The 14,556-nt window shown below is 54.0% G+C and carries 15 protein-coding genes; 8 read left to right on the top strand and 7 right to left on the bottom strand.

Features of this window, described 5'->3' with window-relative positions; genetic code table 11:
- Positions 1-115: 115 nt before the first annotated feature.
- Both CJP46_RS10070 and CJP46_RS10065 read left to right on the top strand, forming a co-directional pair.
- The gene (locus tag CJP46_RS10070; RefSeq protein WP_094595475.1) at positions 116-1,081 is read left to right on the top strand and encodes a helix-turn-helix transcriptional regulator; all 966 of its coding nucleotides are present in this window, start codon (positions 116-118) and stop codon (positions 1,079-1,081) included.
- Between the two features lie 108 nt (positions 1,082-1,189).
- On the top strand, positions 1,190-1,849 hold the full coding sequence (locus tag CJP46_RS10065) for a peroxiredoxin-like family protein (RefSeq protein WP_094595474.1): 660 nt from the start codon (positions 1,190-1,192) through the stop codon (positions 1,847-1,849).
- Positions 1,850-1,909: 60 nt separating this feature from the next.
- Here CJP46_RS10065 and pdxR read toward each other — a convergent pair whose 3' ends face one another.
- On the bottom strand, positions 1,910-3,331 hold the full coding sequence (pdxR, locus tag CJP46_RS10060) for a MocR-like pyridoxine biosynthesis transcription factor PdxR (protein WP_094595473.1): 1,422 nt from the start codon (positions 3,329-3,331) through the stop codon (positions 1,910-1,912).
- Positions 3,332-3,451: 120 nt separating this feature from the next.
- Here pdxR and CJP46_RS10055 point away from each other — a divergent pair, with 120 nt between their 5' ends.
- Positions 3,452-4,672, top strand: coding sequence for an MFS transporter (locus tag CJP46_RS10055; protein WP_094595472.1), 1,221 nt, complete (start codon positions 3,452-3,454; stop codon positions 4,670-4,672).
- An 82-nt stretch (positions 4,673-4,754) separates the two neighbouring features.
- Here CJP46_RS10055 and CJP46_RS10050 read toward each other — a convergent pair whose 3' ends face one another.
- The gene (locus CJP46_RS10050) at positions 4,755-5,249 is read right to left on the bottom strand and encodes a cysteine hydrolase family protein (RefSeq protein ID WP_094595471.1); all 495 of its coding nucleotides are present in this window, start codon (positions 5,247-5,249) and stop codon (positions 4,755-4,757) included.
- A gap of 312 nt (positions 5,250-5,561) precedes the next feature.
- Between CJP46_RS10050 and CJP46_RS10045 the strand changes: the two genes are divergently transcribed.
- From CJP46_RS10045 to CJP46_RS10035, 3 genes are all read left to right on the top strand, one after another.
- The gene (locus tag CJP46_RS10045; RefSeq protein ID WP_094595470.1) at positions 5,562-6,869 is read left to right on the top strand and encodes an SPFH domain-containing protein; all 1,308 of its coding nucleotides are present in this window, start codon (positions 5,562-5,564) and stop codon (positions 6,867-6,869) included.
- Between the two features lie 31 nt (positions 6,870-6,900).
- Entirely contained in the window at positions 6,901-7,647 is a 747-nt protein-coding gene (locus CJP46_RS10040; RefSeq protein WP_143812952.1) for a hypothetical protein, read from the top strand.
- A 76-nt stretch (positions 7,648-7,723) separates the two neighbouring features.
- Positions 7,724-8,482 carry a hypothetical protein gene (locus tag CJP46_RS10035; protein ID WP_094595468.1) on the top strand — a complete coding sequence of 253 codons (759 nt, stop codon included), beginning with the start codon at positions 7,724-7,726 and terminating at the stop codon, positions 8,480-8,482.
- Positions 8,483-8,486: 4 nt separating this feature from the next.
- On the opposite strand, the gene CJP46_RS10030 is transcribed toward CJP46_RS10035, so the two are convergent.
- Positions 8,487-9,710 (bottom strand): MFS transporter, encoded by a 1,224-nt coding sequence (locus CJP46_RS10030; RefSeq protein ID WP_094596124.1) that lies wholly within the window; start codon positions 9,708-9,710, stop codon positions 8,487-8,489.
- A 323-nt stretch (positions 9,711-10,033) separates the two neighbouring features.
- Here CJP46_RS10030 and CJP46_RS10025 point away from each other — a divergent pair, with 323 nt between their 5' ends.
- Positions 10,034-10,615 carry a TetR/AcrR family transcriptional regulator gene (locus tag CJP46_RS10025; protein ID WP_094595467.1) on the top strand — a complete coding sequence of 194 codons (582 nt, stop codon included), beginning with the start codon at positions 10,034-10,036 and terminating at the stop codon, positions 10,613-10,615.
- A gap of 51 nt (positions 10,616-10,666) precedes the next feature.
- Here CJP46_RS10025 and CJP46_RS10020 read toward each other — a convergent pair whose 3' ends face one another.
- The 3 genes from CJP46_RS10020 to CJP46_RS10010 all read right to left on the bottom strand — a co-directional run bounded on the left by CJP46_RS10020 (position 10,667) and on the right by CJP46_RS10010 (position 13,421).
- Positions 10,667-11,638: a phosphotransferase family protein gene (locus CJP46_RS10020; protein ID WP_094595466.1), complete on the bottom strand. Its 972-nt coding sequence runs from the start codon at positions 11,636-11,638 to the stop codon at positions 10,667-10,669.
- A gap of 332 nt (positions 11,639-11,970) precedes the next feature.
- Complete coding sequence (locus CJP46_RS10015; protein ID WP_094595465.1) at positions 11,971-12,480, bottom strand: dihydrofolate reductase family protein; 510 nt, start codon at positions 12,478-12,480, stop codon at positions 11,971-11,973.
- 23 nt (positions 12,481-12,503) lie between these two features.
- Positions 12,504-13,421, bottom strand: coding sequence for an alpha/beta fold hydrolase (locus CJP46_RS10010; RefSeq protein ID WP_256992288.1), 918 nt, complete (start codon positions 13,419-13,421; stop codon positions 12,504-12,506).
- A gap of 188 nt (positions 13,422-13,609) precedes the next feature.
- On the opposite strand from CJP46_RS10010, the gene CJP46_RS10005 reads away from it, so the two are divergent.
- Entirely contained in the window at positions 13,610-13,957 is a 348-nt protein-coding gene (locus CJP46_RS10005) for a winged helix-turn-helix transcriptional regulator (RefSeq protein WP_094595463.1), read from the top strand.
- 136 nt (positions 13,958-14,093) lie between these two features.
- On the opposite strand, the gene CJP46_RS10000 is transcribed toward CJP46_RS10005, so the two are convergent.
- Complete coding sequence (locus CJP46_RS10000; RefSeq protein WP_094595462.1) at positions 14,094-14,546, bottom strand: GNAT family N-acetyltransferase; 453 nt, start codon at positions 14,544-14,546, stop codon at positions 14,094-14,096.
- Between the last annotated feature and the right edge of the window lie 10 nt (positions 14,547-14,556).

Below are 14,556 nucleotides of genomic sequence, written 5' to 3'. Positions count from 1 at the left end.
TGTTCATCCGTTGCAGTAGTTTGCCTTCTCCATTTCCGTCCCTTACCTTATAGAGAATCCAACGCTTTAGCCGTATAATGGTATCACAAATATACAGGAAATGGGTGCAAAGGAAATGGCACTGGCTGACGTTCACCATAATTTCAAGCAGTTCTTTGAAGGATTGCAGATGCATGGTTCAGGGAGCCGGTACGAACGCATGAATCTTCATTCATGGATGGGAGAAGGATCGGTTCAGCGCCTGGCTCCCCGGCAGGATCTGGGGGTTGCGGCAGTCGATTTTCGTTTGAACGATGACTATATTGTAGCCCTCCACACCCAAGTGCCTATGGTCGAGCTGAGCTGCTGTGTTCAAGGCTTCCGGAGAGTTGAGGTCGCCGGCAGGGAATTCGAGATGAGGCCGGGCAGTTGGAGCCTTCAGTTTGCCAACCCGGCGGAAGCCCGCATGCCTTTTACTAAAAATCAGCCCTTTCAGATGATGAGCATTGCCATCCCCGTTCCCGCCTTTCATCGTTTCATGGAAAATGCCGAGGGGGCAAGGTCCGTGGATTTTCATCGAATCATCGGGACGATGCCTTACCGGATGTTCCAGGAAGCCTATGATCCCGCTTCGTCCTATCTCCTGCAGCAGATGATGGAAACCTCCATCCGGCCGGACTCGCTGAGCTTAGAATTGGAGTGCCGCATTCTGGAGCTGCTGTCCCATGCGTTCCGTTCGATGCTTCTTGACAGAGAGCAAAGGACCTCCGGATTATCCAGAACGGATTTGTCCAAACTGGAACAGGCGAGGGAAATCCTCCTGGAGAGAATGAGCCATCCGCCATCCTTATCGGAGCTCTCCCGCCTGATCGGCCTGAACGAATTCAAGCTGAAGACCGGCTTCAAGGAGCGGTACGGCAGCACCGTGTTCGGGTATCTGAGGGACGCCCGGATGGAAACGGCATACCGCCTGCTTCAAGAACCTCATGCCAGCGTCACCGACGTGTCCATGGAGGTGGGCTATTCCAATCCCAGTTATTTCGCCGAAGCGTTCCGCGGAAAGTACGGCATGAACCCGGGCACACTGATCCGAAAATCGTAACGCCTCAAAAAAATCCCGCTAACCAGCATCCCGCTCCGTCCTCTGGTAGTGCTTCATTCCCTGATCACGATACGATGAGCACATATCCGATAAAGGGAGAGTGAAGACATGTCCGATTCACCCGAGGTGAAGCTGAAAGACGAACTGGCGGCAACAACCCGGCACGGCTTGGAAGTGCTGCCCGTTGCAGTTACCGATGCATTCGAGCGTTCCATCGAAGATTTGCGCACATCCGGCGCCGCACGCGGTCTGAAGGTGGGGGATGACGCGCCCGATTTTACGTTAAGCAATCAGACAGGCGACTCCGTTACATTATCTGAGGAGCTTGCGCACGGTCCGGTCATTCTGACCTTTTACCGCGGAGAATGGTGCCCGTTCTGCAATTTGGAATTAAGAGCCTACCAACAGCTTTTGGACCGCATTCATGAAGCCGGAGCCCGGCTGCTGGCCGTCAGTCCCCAAACGCCGGATCATTCCTTGTCCATACAGGAAAAAAACGGGCTCGGTTATCATGTTCTGAGCGACCTGCACAACAAGGTGGCGGAGAAATACCAGCTCACCTTCCGGCTGGCGGAAGATGTGCAGCAGGTGTACCAGTCCATTGGCATTGCCTTGGACCAATTCAACGATGACGATTCGTGGGAGCTTCCCGTGCCTGCCACTTACGTCATCGATCCGCAGGGCGTGATCCGTTTTGCAAGCGTGGATCCGGATTACCGGACGCGCGCTGAGCCGGAAGATGTGGTGCGATTCGCGGAACGCATCTAGCATAACGGCTCGCGCACACAAAAAAGGCCCGGAACGACCCATAAGGTCATACCGGGCTCTTTATATTTCGCCTTGCCTCCTCAACACCTCCGCAATACGCCGGACCCCTTCCGGAATCTGCTGCTCGGCGACATCGCCGAATCCCATAATCAGCCGGTCCTCAAACCGTCCCTTCACGATGGCATATTTTTCGGCCGGATAAATCCGGACACCCCTTCCCGCCAATGCTTCGACCCACTCCTCGCCAAAAACATGCCCCGGAAAACCGGCAATCAGGTGAAGGCCTGCGGCGTCGCCGCTCACGTGCACCCGGTCCCCGAAAGTTTCGCCCAAACTTCGGATCAACAGCTTTCTTCTCCGGCTGTATACCCGCTTCATGCGGGTGACATGGCGCTGCAGATGCTGATCCGCAATAAACTGCGCCAGGACGGCCTGATCCAGCGTAGGCGTATGCATATCCATAAGCCGCTTGATCCCTTCTATGGGCGTGACCAAGTCCCGCGGCAAAACCATATAGCCGATGCGGAGTGCCGGGAACAGATTTTTACTAAAGGTGCCGATGTAGATCACCCGCTCCGCATCCAGCTCCCTTAAAGCATGGACCGGCATGCCTGCGTATCGAAACTCGCTGTCATAGTCATCCTCAATAATGTAGCAGCCGGTATGGCGCGCATACTCCAGCAGTTCCATTCGCCGCCCGATGGATAAAATGCTGCCGAACGGAAACTGATGCGACGGCGTGACAAAGACAAGGCGGGGACGGGCCTGGCCGGGAATATCCTGAACCCGCAGCCCCTGGGCGTCCACCGGAACCGGCACGATGTCCGCGCCGGCGGTCTGAAAAATCCCATGAATAAACGTGGACGTCGGATCCTCCGAGATGATGGTCTCCCCAGGAAGCAGAAGCAGCTTGCACAACAGCGTGATCGCCTGTGTGGCACCTGCCGTGACCACGACCTGTTCGGGATCGCATACGATGCCTTTCGTATTCAGCAGCATTTCGCAAATCTGCAGGCGCAGCCCCCAATGCCCCGCAGGGCCGGCATATCCGTATTCCCGGTCGTCCAGCTGGTCATAGACCTTATAGGCGACCTCGCGCCACTTTTTACGCGGCACATGATCCATCGACGGAAAGCTCGGACGGAAATCGACTCCGTCAAAACCGTAACCGTCATCGGGCTGCATCCGGGGCGAATGAAGGCTCTGATCCGAGGGTTCGGATCGCTCAGGCTTCCTGTCTCCTAAATCGACCACGTACGTCCCCGATCCCAGCCGCCCTTCCAAATACCCCTCCGCTACAAGCTGCTCATAGACGCTGACGACCAGCGTGCGTGACACGCCAAGTTCCAGCGCCAGTTCCCTGCTCGACGGCAGACGCATACCCGCGAAATATTGCCCCTGGAAGATCCGCTCCCTGAGCAAGGAGTAGATTTGTCTCGTTTTGGTGTCTGCTGCCTGCACGCCTGTATGGCCCTGTGGCATCTCGGCCCGCTCCCTTCCTTCAAATTGGTATGATCAAAATCGCTCCATAGTGGTGCTTATTACAGCCAATCTAGCATGGTAGGATGGATTTTGCAATGATCTGGAAGGAAGGTGACGCCTATGCATCGATCTCCAAAACCAACCCATGGCGGTCTCATTACCGCCGCTCTCTTTTTGGCCGCTTTGAACTTGCGCCCTGCCATCAGTTCGGTATCCCCGCTGCTCGCGCTCATTCGGGACGACCTGGGCATGTCGTCCGCAGCTGCAAGCCTCCTGACATCCATCCCCGTGCTGTGTATGGGATTGCTATCCCCGGTTTCGGCCAAGCTGGCCGGACGCGTGGGGACTGAACGCGTGATCCGCTGGTCCCTAGTGCTTATTGGATTCGGAACGATCCTGCGGCTGTTCGTGAACTCGGCCGGCGTATTGCTGCTGACCGCCCTGATTGCAGGGCTTGGCATTGCAGCCATGGGCCCCCTGCTGTCCGGATTTATTAAGCTGCATTTTCCCAACAACGTCCCTGCGATGATCGCCGTCTACTCTGCCGGCCTATCTCTCGGGGCTGCGCTGGCTTCGAGCTTGTCCCTCCCCTTCCAGTCGGACTCCCAATCGTGGCAAGCCGCCTTAGCGGTATGGTCGGCACTCGGGGCTGCCGGAGCCGCCGTCTGGTGGACCATGCACCAGAAGAATCGTTCCGGTTCGCGAAAAATTAGCGTATCTCCCTCCGCCGGCCTCCCTTGGCGGAATCCCGAAGCATGGCTGCTCACCCTCCACTTCGGCCTCATGGCAGCCTGCTTCTATTCCCTCCTCGCCTGGCTGCCTCCCGTGATGCAAAGCCTGGGGTACACCTCGTCGGAAGCAGCCGTCATGCTCACCATCTTTGCCATCACGCAGATCCCGGCCGGGACGATCCTGCAGCGGCTGCTGAGACGCTGCCCTTCCCGCCTGCTGTGGCTATGGGTATCGTCGTTTACGCAGCTGGCCGGTCTGATCCTGCTGTTCTCGCCCCTGCCCTGGCTGGCCGCGGCCTTGATCGGCCTGGCCAGCGGAACTTTGTTTGCGCTGGGCCTGCTCCTCCCGATGGACGCAACCGCAACCAGCCATGAAGCCGCATCATGGGCCGCTATGACGCAATCCGCCGGTTATTTGATCGGGGCCGCCGGACCTTTTATCTTCGGCCTCATCCACGATGCCGCAGGTCCATTTTCGTTTGCGCTTTACGGCTTGATGGGGGTAACTGTGGCGCTCATCGTGGTTCAATGGTTCGTGGCTCCTTTTCAAACCGATAAAAAGGCCCATTCCAAGGCAGTGCCGGCAAAGAGGGTTGATCTCTCCGAATAGGAAAAAACCGATATGAAACCCAAAGACCCGCAGCGGGGATCGCTTCCCTCTATGCGGGTCTTCATTTTATTCTTTTCCTGCCTTAACCCAATTCCGCTAATGCCTCAATGACAGGATACGAAATGAGATGCCGGTCACGGTAAACTTCCTGCACCGCGCCCTGCTTTGTGGTCACAATTCCCCTTTGCAGAATGGCTGCCCGAATCCCTCTTTCCAGTGCACCATTATAGGTGAACAGAACGCAGTATTCCGCGGCAAATCCGGATACGATCAGCAGATCGACGCCCTTTTCCGCAAGAATCGCCTCCAGTTCCGTTTTCCAGAAAGCATTGGAAAAAGTTTTATGAACCTCCGTATCGCAAGGCTCCACCTGGATACCCGGGATAAAGCCGATCCGATCATCATGGACGTCTTCCTCGCCCTCCACATCTTTAATATGGATGACCGGATGGCCCTTAGAGCGCAGCAGACCGGCAGTGTAATTAATATATTCGCAGGCTCCGTCAATCGTTTGCTGATCCACGTACCCGTTCAGCAGATGCTTCTGCATATCGATTACCAGCAGACCCAGTTTCAATGTGTATTCCTCCTCGTTTCATTTGTCTCATCGCTCTTCCGGTTGAAATGGTAAAGCAAGAGATCTCGCGTATCGCCCCCCTCATTAACCTGACAGGGTGCAGATACGTATACCATACAATTCGGATTCCTATGCAGAATTTCCTGTATAGATTGAACTAAAGTTTTGCATTGAACTTCCTGAGAAAATGTTTTTTCCAAATTTTGACCACCAAATAGGGCTATTATCGTATACAATAGTAGTCAATTAGTACCTTTTTCCATGGAATGTCCTGGAATGAAGGCGAACCGTGTCAATAAAGGAGTGCAGTAAATGGCTATCATTGAAGTAGTGGAATACGAGGGGCCACCGGGGGTGTTCGCCTGGCGCTACCCGAACCAGGAGCTTGGGACCTGGACCCAGTTGATCGTTCATGAAACGCAGGAAGCCGTATTATTTAAAAGCGGCAAAGCTCTCGATTCCTTCGCGGCGGGACGACACACCCTGAGCACGGCTAATATTCCGATCCTCTCCAACCTTATTAATCTGCCATTCGGCGGCAAGTCGCCGTTTACCGCAGAGGTGTGGTTTGTGAATAAGCTTCGGTCGCTGGATGTGAAATGGGGAACCGCGTCTCCCATCCAACTGCAGGACCCGAAGTTCAACATTATTGTATCGCTCAGAGCCTACGGCCAATTCGGGGTGCAGATTGAAGATGCACGCAAGTTTTTGCTGAAATTGGTCGGCACGCTTCCGTCGTTCGATCAAGATACGTTGGTAAAGTATTACCGCGGGGTTCTGACTTCGAATATTAACGAAATGATTTCATCTTACATTATCCACAAAAAAATCAGCGTGGTCGAAATTAACGCCTATGCCGCCGAAATTTCAAAGCACGTCCGGGACACGATCGCGCCTTCTTTTGAAGAAATGGGCATATCCCTTGTGAATTTCTTTATCGATTCGATTAACTTTCCGGATAATGACCCGTCCACACAGCGCATTAAGGAAGCGCTCGCCAAGAAGGCGGAAATGGACATTATCGGCTTCACCTATCAACAGGAGCGGTCCTACGATACGCTCGAAAGCGCCGCCAAAAATCCGGGCAGCACCGCCGGAATCGTCGGCAGCGGGCTCGGCATGGGATTGGGCATGGCAGGATCGATGTACGACGCGGTCCAGCAGATGGCCGGAAATGTGAGGGTTCAAACCGCCGGCGATATGGACGTTAAGCAGAAAGCCTGCGTGACATGCGGGCAGCTGAACGCCGCCGATTCGAAATTTTGCTCTGCCTGCGGCCAGAATTTGGCGGCGGGATCAGCTGGAGTACCTGCGAAGAAAATCGCGTGCAGCGATTGCGGACAACCGCTTCCGCCGAACGCCAAGTTTTGCCTGAACTGCGGCGATCCGTACAACGCCTGCCCTTCGTGCGGCTATGACTTCAAGATCGGATCGGTGAACTGCGGCAACTGCGGGACCCTGCTGCCGAAGCTGTGCCGGGAGTGCGGGGAGTGGATGGACCCGAAGGCTCGCTTCTGCCCGGGCTGCGGAACCAGCAGCATCCTGAAATGCTCAAATTGTCAGGCGGAGGTTCAGCAAGGACAAAAATTCTGCATGGAATGCGGTCATGCGCAAACCTGAAAATGGGACGAAAGGAAGGGAAACCACACTGATGCATAAAAGCTGGTTTTATACCGCTGTCGTCCTCATTCCCTTGGCCATGTTCATCGGGTTTGGGTGGAGCTCCGACTGGGCCGAGAGCCGGTCCTGGATATCCGGTGCCGGTGCAGGTTGCGCGGCAGCAGCCATTATCCGGTTTGTTTATTGCCTGGTGAACCGCCGTCAGGGCTCAAGTATGCCTGCTCCCTTTTATATTGGCTCCGGTATAGCAGCCGGATTATACGCCGGAGCGGTACTGCTGGAGATTTCATTATTCAGTCATTGGACCACGCTCTCCACCTCCTCCTACTTATGGAGCCAAATCCTTACCCTGATCGGATTCGTCATCATCACAGGGACGGTCGAACTTTCCGGAGCCTATGCTTCCAGGCTAGAGCGGCGGGATAACCGTAACTGGAGCAAAGGAAGGGATACGGCAAATCGGCTGATTACCATCCGTCAGAAGCTTCAATCGCTGCCGGATCAGCCACGGCTCGATCATGTTCAAAAACAAATCCGCGGCCTGGAGGATACGCTTCGGTACAGCGATCCTAATTCCGTCCCGGCCTTATACGAAGTGGAGCAGCTGCTTCTGCAGAAAATATCGCTTCTGGAGGATCAAATAAGCCTGATCGCCGCCGCTTTGCCGGACCAGCGTGAAGAATTAGCCAATGAAGCCTTGCTTCTGGCCCAGGATCTCCAGCGTACAGCGTTAGAAAGAAATTCGCAGTTATTACAAGCTAAAACTGGCTCTACATAGATTGAGCTAAAGTTTAACAATTCCTTTAGTTCATTCTGTATACATAAACATCATCATTCATAAAGGAGACCCTCATATGGAGATTCCGGTTCCATATAAAGTTAGATTTTCGGCATTTGACACGTGGATATTGGTCCTGACCCTGCTCGTATTTCCCGTCGGCGGACTGCTGGCTTTCATCCGCTTGGCATCTACCCACCATCATAACAAAGCCAAAGGCAGAAACTTGCGGCTATTGGGATGGGCCATGGTCTTTTCCTATATCTCCATCATGATCATTCTCTATTTGACCTACGATACGTTTGGAGAGGAGGAACAGATCGATTATTTGACCTCAGGGATTGTTCTGGCGATATATTGGTTTCTTCCTACCCTGATCTTTTTCCTGGTCGCCCATAAGCTCGATAAAAAATTCGGCACTTTGCTTCAGGTCTATCAGGAAGCCGTTGTGAGCATGCGCCTGACCTCCGTTGAGCAGATCCGCAGCCTTTCACAAACATCCGCTGCCGATGTCACACGGGATTTGACGTTTATGTTTGAGGAAGGACTCCTCCCGGAAGGCAGAATCATCAACGGAGCCGTCTACATCCATCAGCAGGCCTTTGATGATTACCTTAACGAGGAGTATGACGAAGAGTACGACGGTGAGTATGATGACGAGGACTCTATCTCTGATGAAAACGGTCACGGGCGGCCTTCGGGATTTCACTCCCCGGTTTCCGGACAGACGTCCTCTCCGAAAACCGTCGAATGTCCCGGCTGCGGAGCAAAAGTATTTCTGGGTACGGATCGGGAAAAAGAATGCGAGTACTGCGGCAATGTCGTTTGCGCCTAGCCGCTTAGTTGGGCTTCACCCTCCCTTTTTCCCCGCTCCGCCGGGTCCATGCCCAGAATAACAGCGCCAGCGCACTGACGCCTGCCCCAAGCATGCATACACCATCCCAGCCGAATCTGGCATAAATGCTCGTCGAGGCAATGGAGCCCGTCGCGCTGCCGATCGAGTAAAACGTCATGTAAGCCGCAGTCAATCGGCTGCGCGCTTCCGGACGTACGCTCAGAATCATGCTCTGATTCGTCACATGGACGGCCTGCACCGCCGTATCAAGCAGAAGGATGCCCAGGATCAAAGACAGCAGGGAATGCTCCGTATATCGGATCGGAAGCCATGAAAGGAGCAGCAGCGCCAAGGCGACGCCTGCGGTACGCTGTCCCAGCCCCCGGTCGGCCAGCCGTCCGGCTCTTGCCGCTGCGACCGCCCCGGCGGCTCCTGCCAGTCCGAACGCCCCGATTGCGGTGTGCGACAGGGAAAGCGGCGGGCTGCTGAGCGGAAGCACCAGAGAGGTCCACAATATGCTGAACGCCATAAAAATAAGCAGCGCCAGCACGGCGCGATTACGCAGAATCCGCTCCTGTACGTACAGACCCAGCACCGACCGAAGCAGCTGAGGATAGTTCAGCGAAGCCTTCTCCGGGTCCCTGCTCGGCAGTACCTTAAGCAGAATGCAGGCTACGATCAGCATCAGACCCGCAGACGCCAGGTAGACGGAGCGCCAGCCGGCGGCATCCGTTAGCAGGCCGGCGAACGTTCGGGCCAGTAAAATCCCGACTACCACCCCGCTCGTCACCACGCCGACGATCCGCCCTCGTGATTCGGGCGCCGCCAGCGTCGCGGCATAAGCAACCAGCACTTGCGTGACCACGGCCAAAAGCCCGACGACCGCCATCCCTCCAAGCAAAATGCCCCGATTGGAAGCCGTTCCTACGACGACCAGGGCAGCCACGGATATCAGCATCATCCCCGGAATCAACCTGCGGCGGTTCAACAGATCTCCCAGCGGAACGAGCAGAATCAAACCCAAGGCATAGCAAATCTGCGTAACGGTAATCACCACCCCAACCGACGAATGCGAAATGCCGAACTGCTCCGCCAAGGAATCCAGCAGAGGCTGGGCGTAATAGACGTTGGCGACCGCCAAGCCGCACGCCGCGGCAAACAGCAGCGCAGCCCAGCGGGTTAGCGGCTGTATCTGTGCAGCCGATGCGGCGGCTGGAGCGGAGACCATCTCCCTATTTTCCACCCCCTTCCTTTCTCGAGGTACAGTCGATTCATTTTCCTGCAAATTGTTCACAAGAACCCCTCCTGATCTTTCGGTTTTCATAAAATACCGATCAGTACGTTATGATTAGTGCTTACATTACCCTCCCGGGTAAAATGCTGTCAAGAGGATTCTGAATTAATATGGTTAGTCCACGCTGATGTATCCCGGTAATACCATGAAATTTCGAGGGAAAGTCCAGCACCGGACCGAACGGACAGCATTGACAGAAAGGGGGGGTTACCCTACAATCAAAACATACCATTCGATATGAAATGAGGTGCAGAGAAATGGTTAGGCAGCGTGAATTCGATGTAGATCAGGCGCTGGAAGACGCCATGCATATATTTTGGAATACAGGCTATGAGGCAACGTCCTTAAGCGATTTGACGGCGGGAATGGGCATTCAGCGCCCAAGCATATACTCCGCGTTTGGGGATAAGAAGGAGCTGTTTGAAGCGGCTTTGCGGAAATATACCGCCGCGCACGCAGCGCAGGCCAGATCCAGGCTCCAGCATGGCGAATCCGTCAAGGAAGCGTTCAGACATTATTTTGAGGGGATTGTCGAAGAGTCTTATGCCGACCCGCAAAACCGCGGGTGCTTCTGCATTAATACGATGGTAGAGATAGCTCCGCATGACGAAAAATTCGAGATTTTGACACGGGAGCACGAGATGTATTTGGCGGCGATTTTTCAGGAGGCGATTGAACGGGGGCTCCGTTCAGGCGAGCTACACACCAGTGTGGACGCCAGGTCCCTGGCGCAGACCCTAGTCATATCCTTGATTGGTCTGACGGTCATGATGAAAGCCCGCCCGGAGCGTTCCTTTGTCGATCATTCGGTTGAGGTGATTCTCACGTTGATTCAATAAGATTTGAACCGACTCCTGCATCCAGGGAAAAAGCAGCCGGTGGGCAGCGGATTAAGCCGAATCCCGCTCGAGCGACAGCCTCGTCAGGCATCCTTTCAAGCCAGCGATCGCTTCTTCCCTTTGTGCCAGCAGCCGGTCCTGCGGCCAGACGCTGTCTCCCCGTTTCAAATCGCCTGAAATCAGGAGCAGCATCCAAATGGAGAACACCGTGGAGAAGCGGCAGTAATCGCGGATAAAATCGACAAGGTCCCACTCCGCGCCATACAGCGCCGACTGCTCTACATAATAGGTCAGAAGCTTTTCCCGATCTTCCGCGGTCACCTGTTTCGGAAACAAGGGATGCGACATGTCGATGAGATGATACAGGTCCCAGAACGGGGTATTCAGATGGGCATGCTCCCAATCCATGATGTACAAGCGGCCGTTAGCCGCAACGGCATAGTTGCCCAGATGCAGGTCCCCGTGGGATACCGCCTTTGTTTTGGGGAGAGCCCGGCCCTCCGCCAAGCTGAGAAGCATGCCGTCCAGCTTCCACGGCTCGCCGATTTCGGCCATGACCGCCACAGCCTCGTCCCGCTTGTTCAAGAGATCGGCGGCGATCTGCTCAATCTGCGGCTTCGGCCCCGCCCCGCTCAAGCCTTCCCAGCGCTCCTCCGGCAGCGCATGCCACCAGGCGACCTGCTGTACCACTTTCATGGCGGTTTCAACATCGTACTCGTGGCGAAGCGGGCCAAGGTCTTCAAAAATCGACCATCCCGCCTCCCCGGCCCCCTCCTCCGATGAGGCCAGCAGCGCCGGATAAATGTTCGGAAAGCCGGACAGCAGGTGCCGGTAGATCCAGGCTTCCCTGTCCACGCTCTCCCCGTTGGTCAGCGGTTTGAAGATGTAGCTGTGCTGCCGATCCGGATAGAACCGTTCCACGAATTTGCCGTTCATTCCCTGGTACAGGGCTTCTCGCGTCCATAGCCTTTCCCCGCTTAACGTTCCGTCCGGCAGGACGAATTGGCTTAGGTGGTTGTACATAACTACTCCCCCTTCGGCTTGTTACAAACCGATGTATTCAAAATCCCAGGCCTCAAAGCTACTAACTCTACGAGAAAGACCAAGTGCGGCTATACACTTGGCCCATCCGATTCCCCCGATCTGAAACAGGTGCAAAACTTATATTCCGTTCTCCGATGCCCATTGTGATGTGGATCTATTTTAGCATGGATTTTAGGCCGCAGACTCATCATTTTAAACAAAAACTGCTTATATAAGTTGAATGGTTACTAAACATGAGAAAAGCCTCCCCCGATACTGCAGGAAGAAGCTTTTCTTCATATCCACTAATTTTTCTGGCGCAGCATCCATTACTAATCCGTGACCGCATAATGCAGCTGTACCACACCTGACCCCAGCGGTTTACAATCCAGCAGCTGTACGTCTTTAAATTGATACTCATGTTGGTCCGTGACCAAGTTCAGTCCTTTTCCTTCCAGCACCGGAGCCACATTGAACACCAGCTCATCGACAAGCCCGCTTCCCAGAAAAGCATTATGCAAATCGGCCCCTCCCGCCAAAAGTGCGGTGGAATGCCCCCGGCTCGTGAGATGCTGCAGTGCCTCTTCGGGAGAACTTACGACCGTTACGCCCGCGATCTCCTTGACACTCTTGGTGACAACTACGATATCAAGTCCTTCAAAGGCTGCGCCACCGCCGCCGGATTGCATGCCCTCAAAGGTTCTGCGCCCCACGATAAAGTTCCCCGTTCGTCCGGCATGGGCCGCAAAATCGGCCAGAGCCTCCGGTTTCGGCGGGTTGTCGGGTCCCGACTGTGCATAGTTTCCGTTGGCGGACAGCGCCGCCCAAAGAATCGTTTTCATATGGATATCCTCCTCGGTTTCGTTTATGCATATTTGGTTTTGCTCGGCTGCTTGCCTACTATGCCGTTTGTTCTCTCCAACACTCTGCGGATGGATGCCGCCACCCGGTCCGGGCGGTCCTCCTGCACATAATGGGAGGCATCGCTCAAAGCCTCGGTTTCGTGCATTCGCAAAATGCCCTGCCAGCGCTGCATTTCCTCTACCGGAAAACCGGCGCTGTCCTTCAGCCCCCACAAAATTTGCGCAGGAACCTCAGCCAGCAGAGGCAATCTGGACTCAATTTCGGCCAGCCATGGCCCGGCTTTTCGAATGCTTCTGGGGAACATCCAGGTCGGTTTGCGAAGCGCCGGGGTAGGAAAAGGATCGGTATACGCCTTCCTCAAGACAGCCGTGATCCTCTCTTTATGGTGAATCCCGCTGGGCACAATCGTATTGGCAAAAAAGTTTCGCCGGGTCTGAAGCCAATATCCGAGCGGCCAGCCGCCCATGGCCATCGAAAACAGCTTCATCGGCAAAATTTTGGCCGGCCAAGCCCATGTATTCATGAGGACGATGCCTCGCACGTTGTCAGGATGATGCACCGCATAATGAAGTCCAACCGGTCCGCCCCAATCCTGAACGACGAGGACCACAATTTGCAGGTCCAGCTGCCGAATCAGGGCCGTCACTGCTTCCGCATGTTCTTGGGGTGTATAGCCATAACCCGTAGGGGCTTTCGACATTCCGAAGCCGGGATAATCCGGGGCGATTAGCCGGCACCGGCCGCTCAGCTCTTTAATTACATTCCGGTACAAATAGGACCACGTGGGATTGCCGTGCAGGAGCACAACAACCGGCCCCTCACCTTCATCGATATAATGAATCGCACCGTCGCGGTAAGGCAGCCAATGATCCTGAAACGGATATTCCGAAGCGTCTACCTCAAAAGGTCTTTGCATCATATTTCACCTATCTTCATACAAGTTTATTCCAAGACTTGGATCCAGCAAGCCCGATAACCGATTATGGGTCGGGACCGGAATGTTATGGAATCCGTTCCCTTTCCTAAGATTAGTCGACTGTGGTACATTTGAAAAGTAGTTACATTTAAGTGCACTAGTTTCAAAAAATGAACTGGGAGGGTTTAGACATGATCGATCCCAAATGCCCGGATACGATAACTCCGGTCATCGAATTGCTGGAGGGAAAATGGACGCTCCTGATCCTGCGCGACCTCTTCAACGGAATGAACCGGTTCGGAGAGCTTCGCCGGTCGCTGCATCCCATCAGCCCGAAAACGCTGACCGACCGGCTGCGCCTGCTCGAAGAGAATCACATCGTCACACGGACTATTTTTTCGGAGGTGCCGCTGCATGTGGAATATGAGCTGACGGATAAAGGCCGGCGCCTTCAGCCGATCTTTGCCGCCATGCGGGAGTGGGCCGAGCAGCCCTGTCCATCGACGCATACTGCGGAATTGCAGGAAGCCCAGGTTTAAATACACGAACCCCCTTCTGTTTGGAAGGGGGTTCGGACATTAGAGTTGGTATCAGCAAAAATGCGTAAACTCAAGGCGATCAGATATTATGAAAGTTGGTTTAAAAACGTTTCCCGTTAGTTGAATAATCGTGGGATTATAAATCTTGTGATAGTCGTATCATATCTAAAACTTGAATACCATTCTCAAATATTTCTTCGTCGTAATGTCTAACAAAAAAGTCTCTGTCTATTCCAATTATTCTAAAGCCGCATTTCTGATAAAGGGCAAGTTGCCCCATACCAGAATTCCCTGTACCGACTTCAATGGTTTTAAATCCCAATTCTTCAGCAATACGTATGGCATGCTCAACTAACCGTTTTCCATTTCCTTGGCCTTGATGCTTTTCATCGATTGCTACATTTACTAATTCAACTGTATCGGGTCTTGTTGGCAGTAAGACATAGACACCTATTATTTGATCATTCAGCGAGCCGATAAAGCAATATCCTCTTCGAAGATAATCCTCAACAAGCTTCAGTGATGGATCCGCTAATAATAGTAGTCCAAATGGTGGTTTTTCATTCGCATTTAACTTTCGGATTTGCAGTTTTACTCAC

The organism is Paenibacillus sp. XY044 (assembly GCF_002257645.1).
Taxonomy (GTDB): domain Bacteria; phylum Bacillota; class Bacilli; order Paenibacillales; family Paenibacillaceae; genus Paenibacillus_AQ.
This window is presented reverse-complemented; position numbering and strand designations above follow the sequence as displayed.

Bases quoted from the DNA above. Each gene is read 5' to 3' on its own strand.
- CJP46_RS10070 (WP_094595475.1), top strand. From the start codon at position 116: ATGGCACTGGCTGACGTTCACCATAATTTCAAGCAGTTCTTTGAAGGA.
- CJP46_RS10065 (WP_094595474.1), top strand. From the start codon at position 1,190: ATGTCCGATTCACCCGAGGTGAAGCTGAAAGACGAACTGGCGGCAACA.
- pdxR (WP_094595473.1), bottom strand. From the start codon at position 3,331: ATGCCACAGGGCCATACAGGCGTGCAGGCAGCAGACACCAAAACGAGA.
- CJP46_RS10055 (WP_094595472.1), top strand. From the start codon at position 3,452: ATGCATCGATCTCCAAAACCAACCCATGGCGGTCTCATTACCGCCGCT.
- CJP46_RS10045 (WP_094595470.1), top strand. From the start codon at position 5,562: ATGGCTATCATTGAAGTAGTGGAATACGAGGGGCCACCGGGGGTGTTC.
- CJP46_RS10040 (WP_143812952.1), top strand. From the start codon at position 6,901: ATGCATAAAAGCTGGTTTTATACCGCTGTCGTCCTCATTCCCTTGGCC.
- CJP46_RS10035 (WP_094595468.1), top strand. From the start codon at position 7,724: ATGGAGATTCCGGTTCCATATAAAGTTAGATTTTCGGCATTTGACACG.
- CJP46_RS10030 (WP_094596124.1), bottom strand. From the start codon at position 9,710: ATGGTCTCCGCTCCAGCCGCCGCATCGGCTGCACAGATACAGCCGCTA.
- CJP46_RS10025 (WP_094595467.1), top strand. From the start codon at position 10,034: ATGGTTAGGCAGCGTGAATTCGATGTAGATCAGGCGCTGGAAGACGCC.
- CJP46_RS10020 (WP_094595466.1), bottom strand. From the start codon at position 11,638: ATGTACAACCACCTAAGCCAATTCGTCCTGCCGGACGGAACGTTAAGC.
- CJP46_RS10015 (WP_094595465.1), bottom strand. From the start codon at position 12,480: ATGAAAACGATTCTTTGGGCGGCGCTGTCCGCCAACGGAAACTATGCA.
- CJP46_RS10010 (WP_256992288.1), bottom strand. From the start codon at position 13,421: ATGATGCAAAGACCTTTTGAGGTAGACGCTTCGGAATATCCGTTTCAG.
- CJP46_RS10005 (WP_094595463.1), top strand. From the start codon at position 13,610: ATGATCGATCCCAAATGCCCGGATACGATAACTCCGGTCATCGAATTG.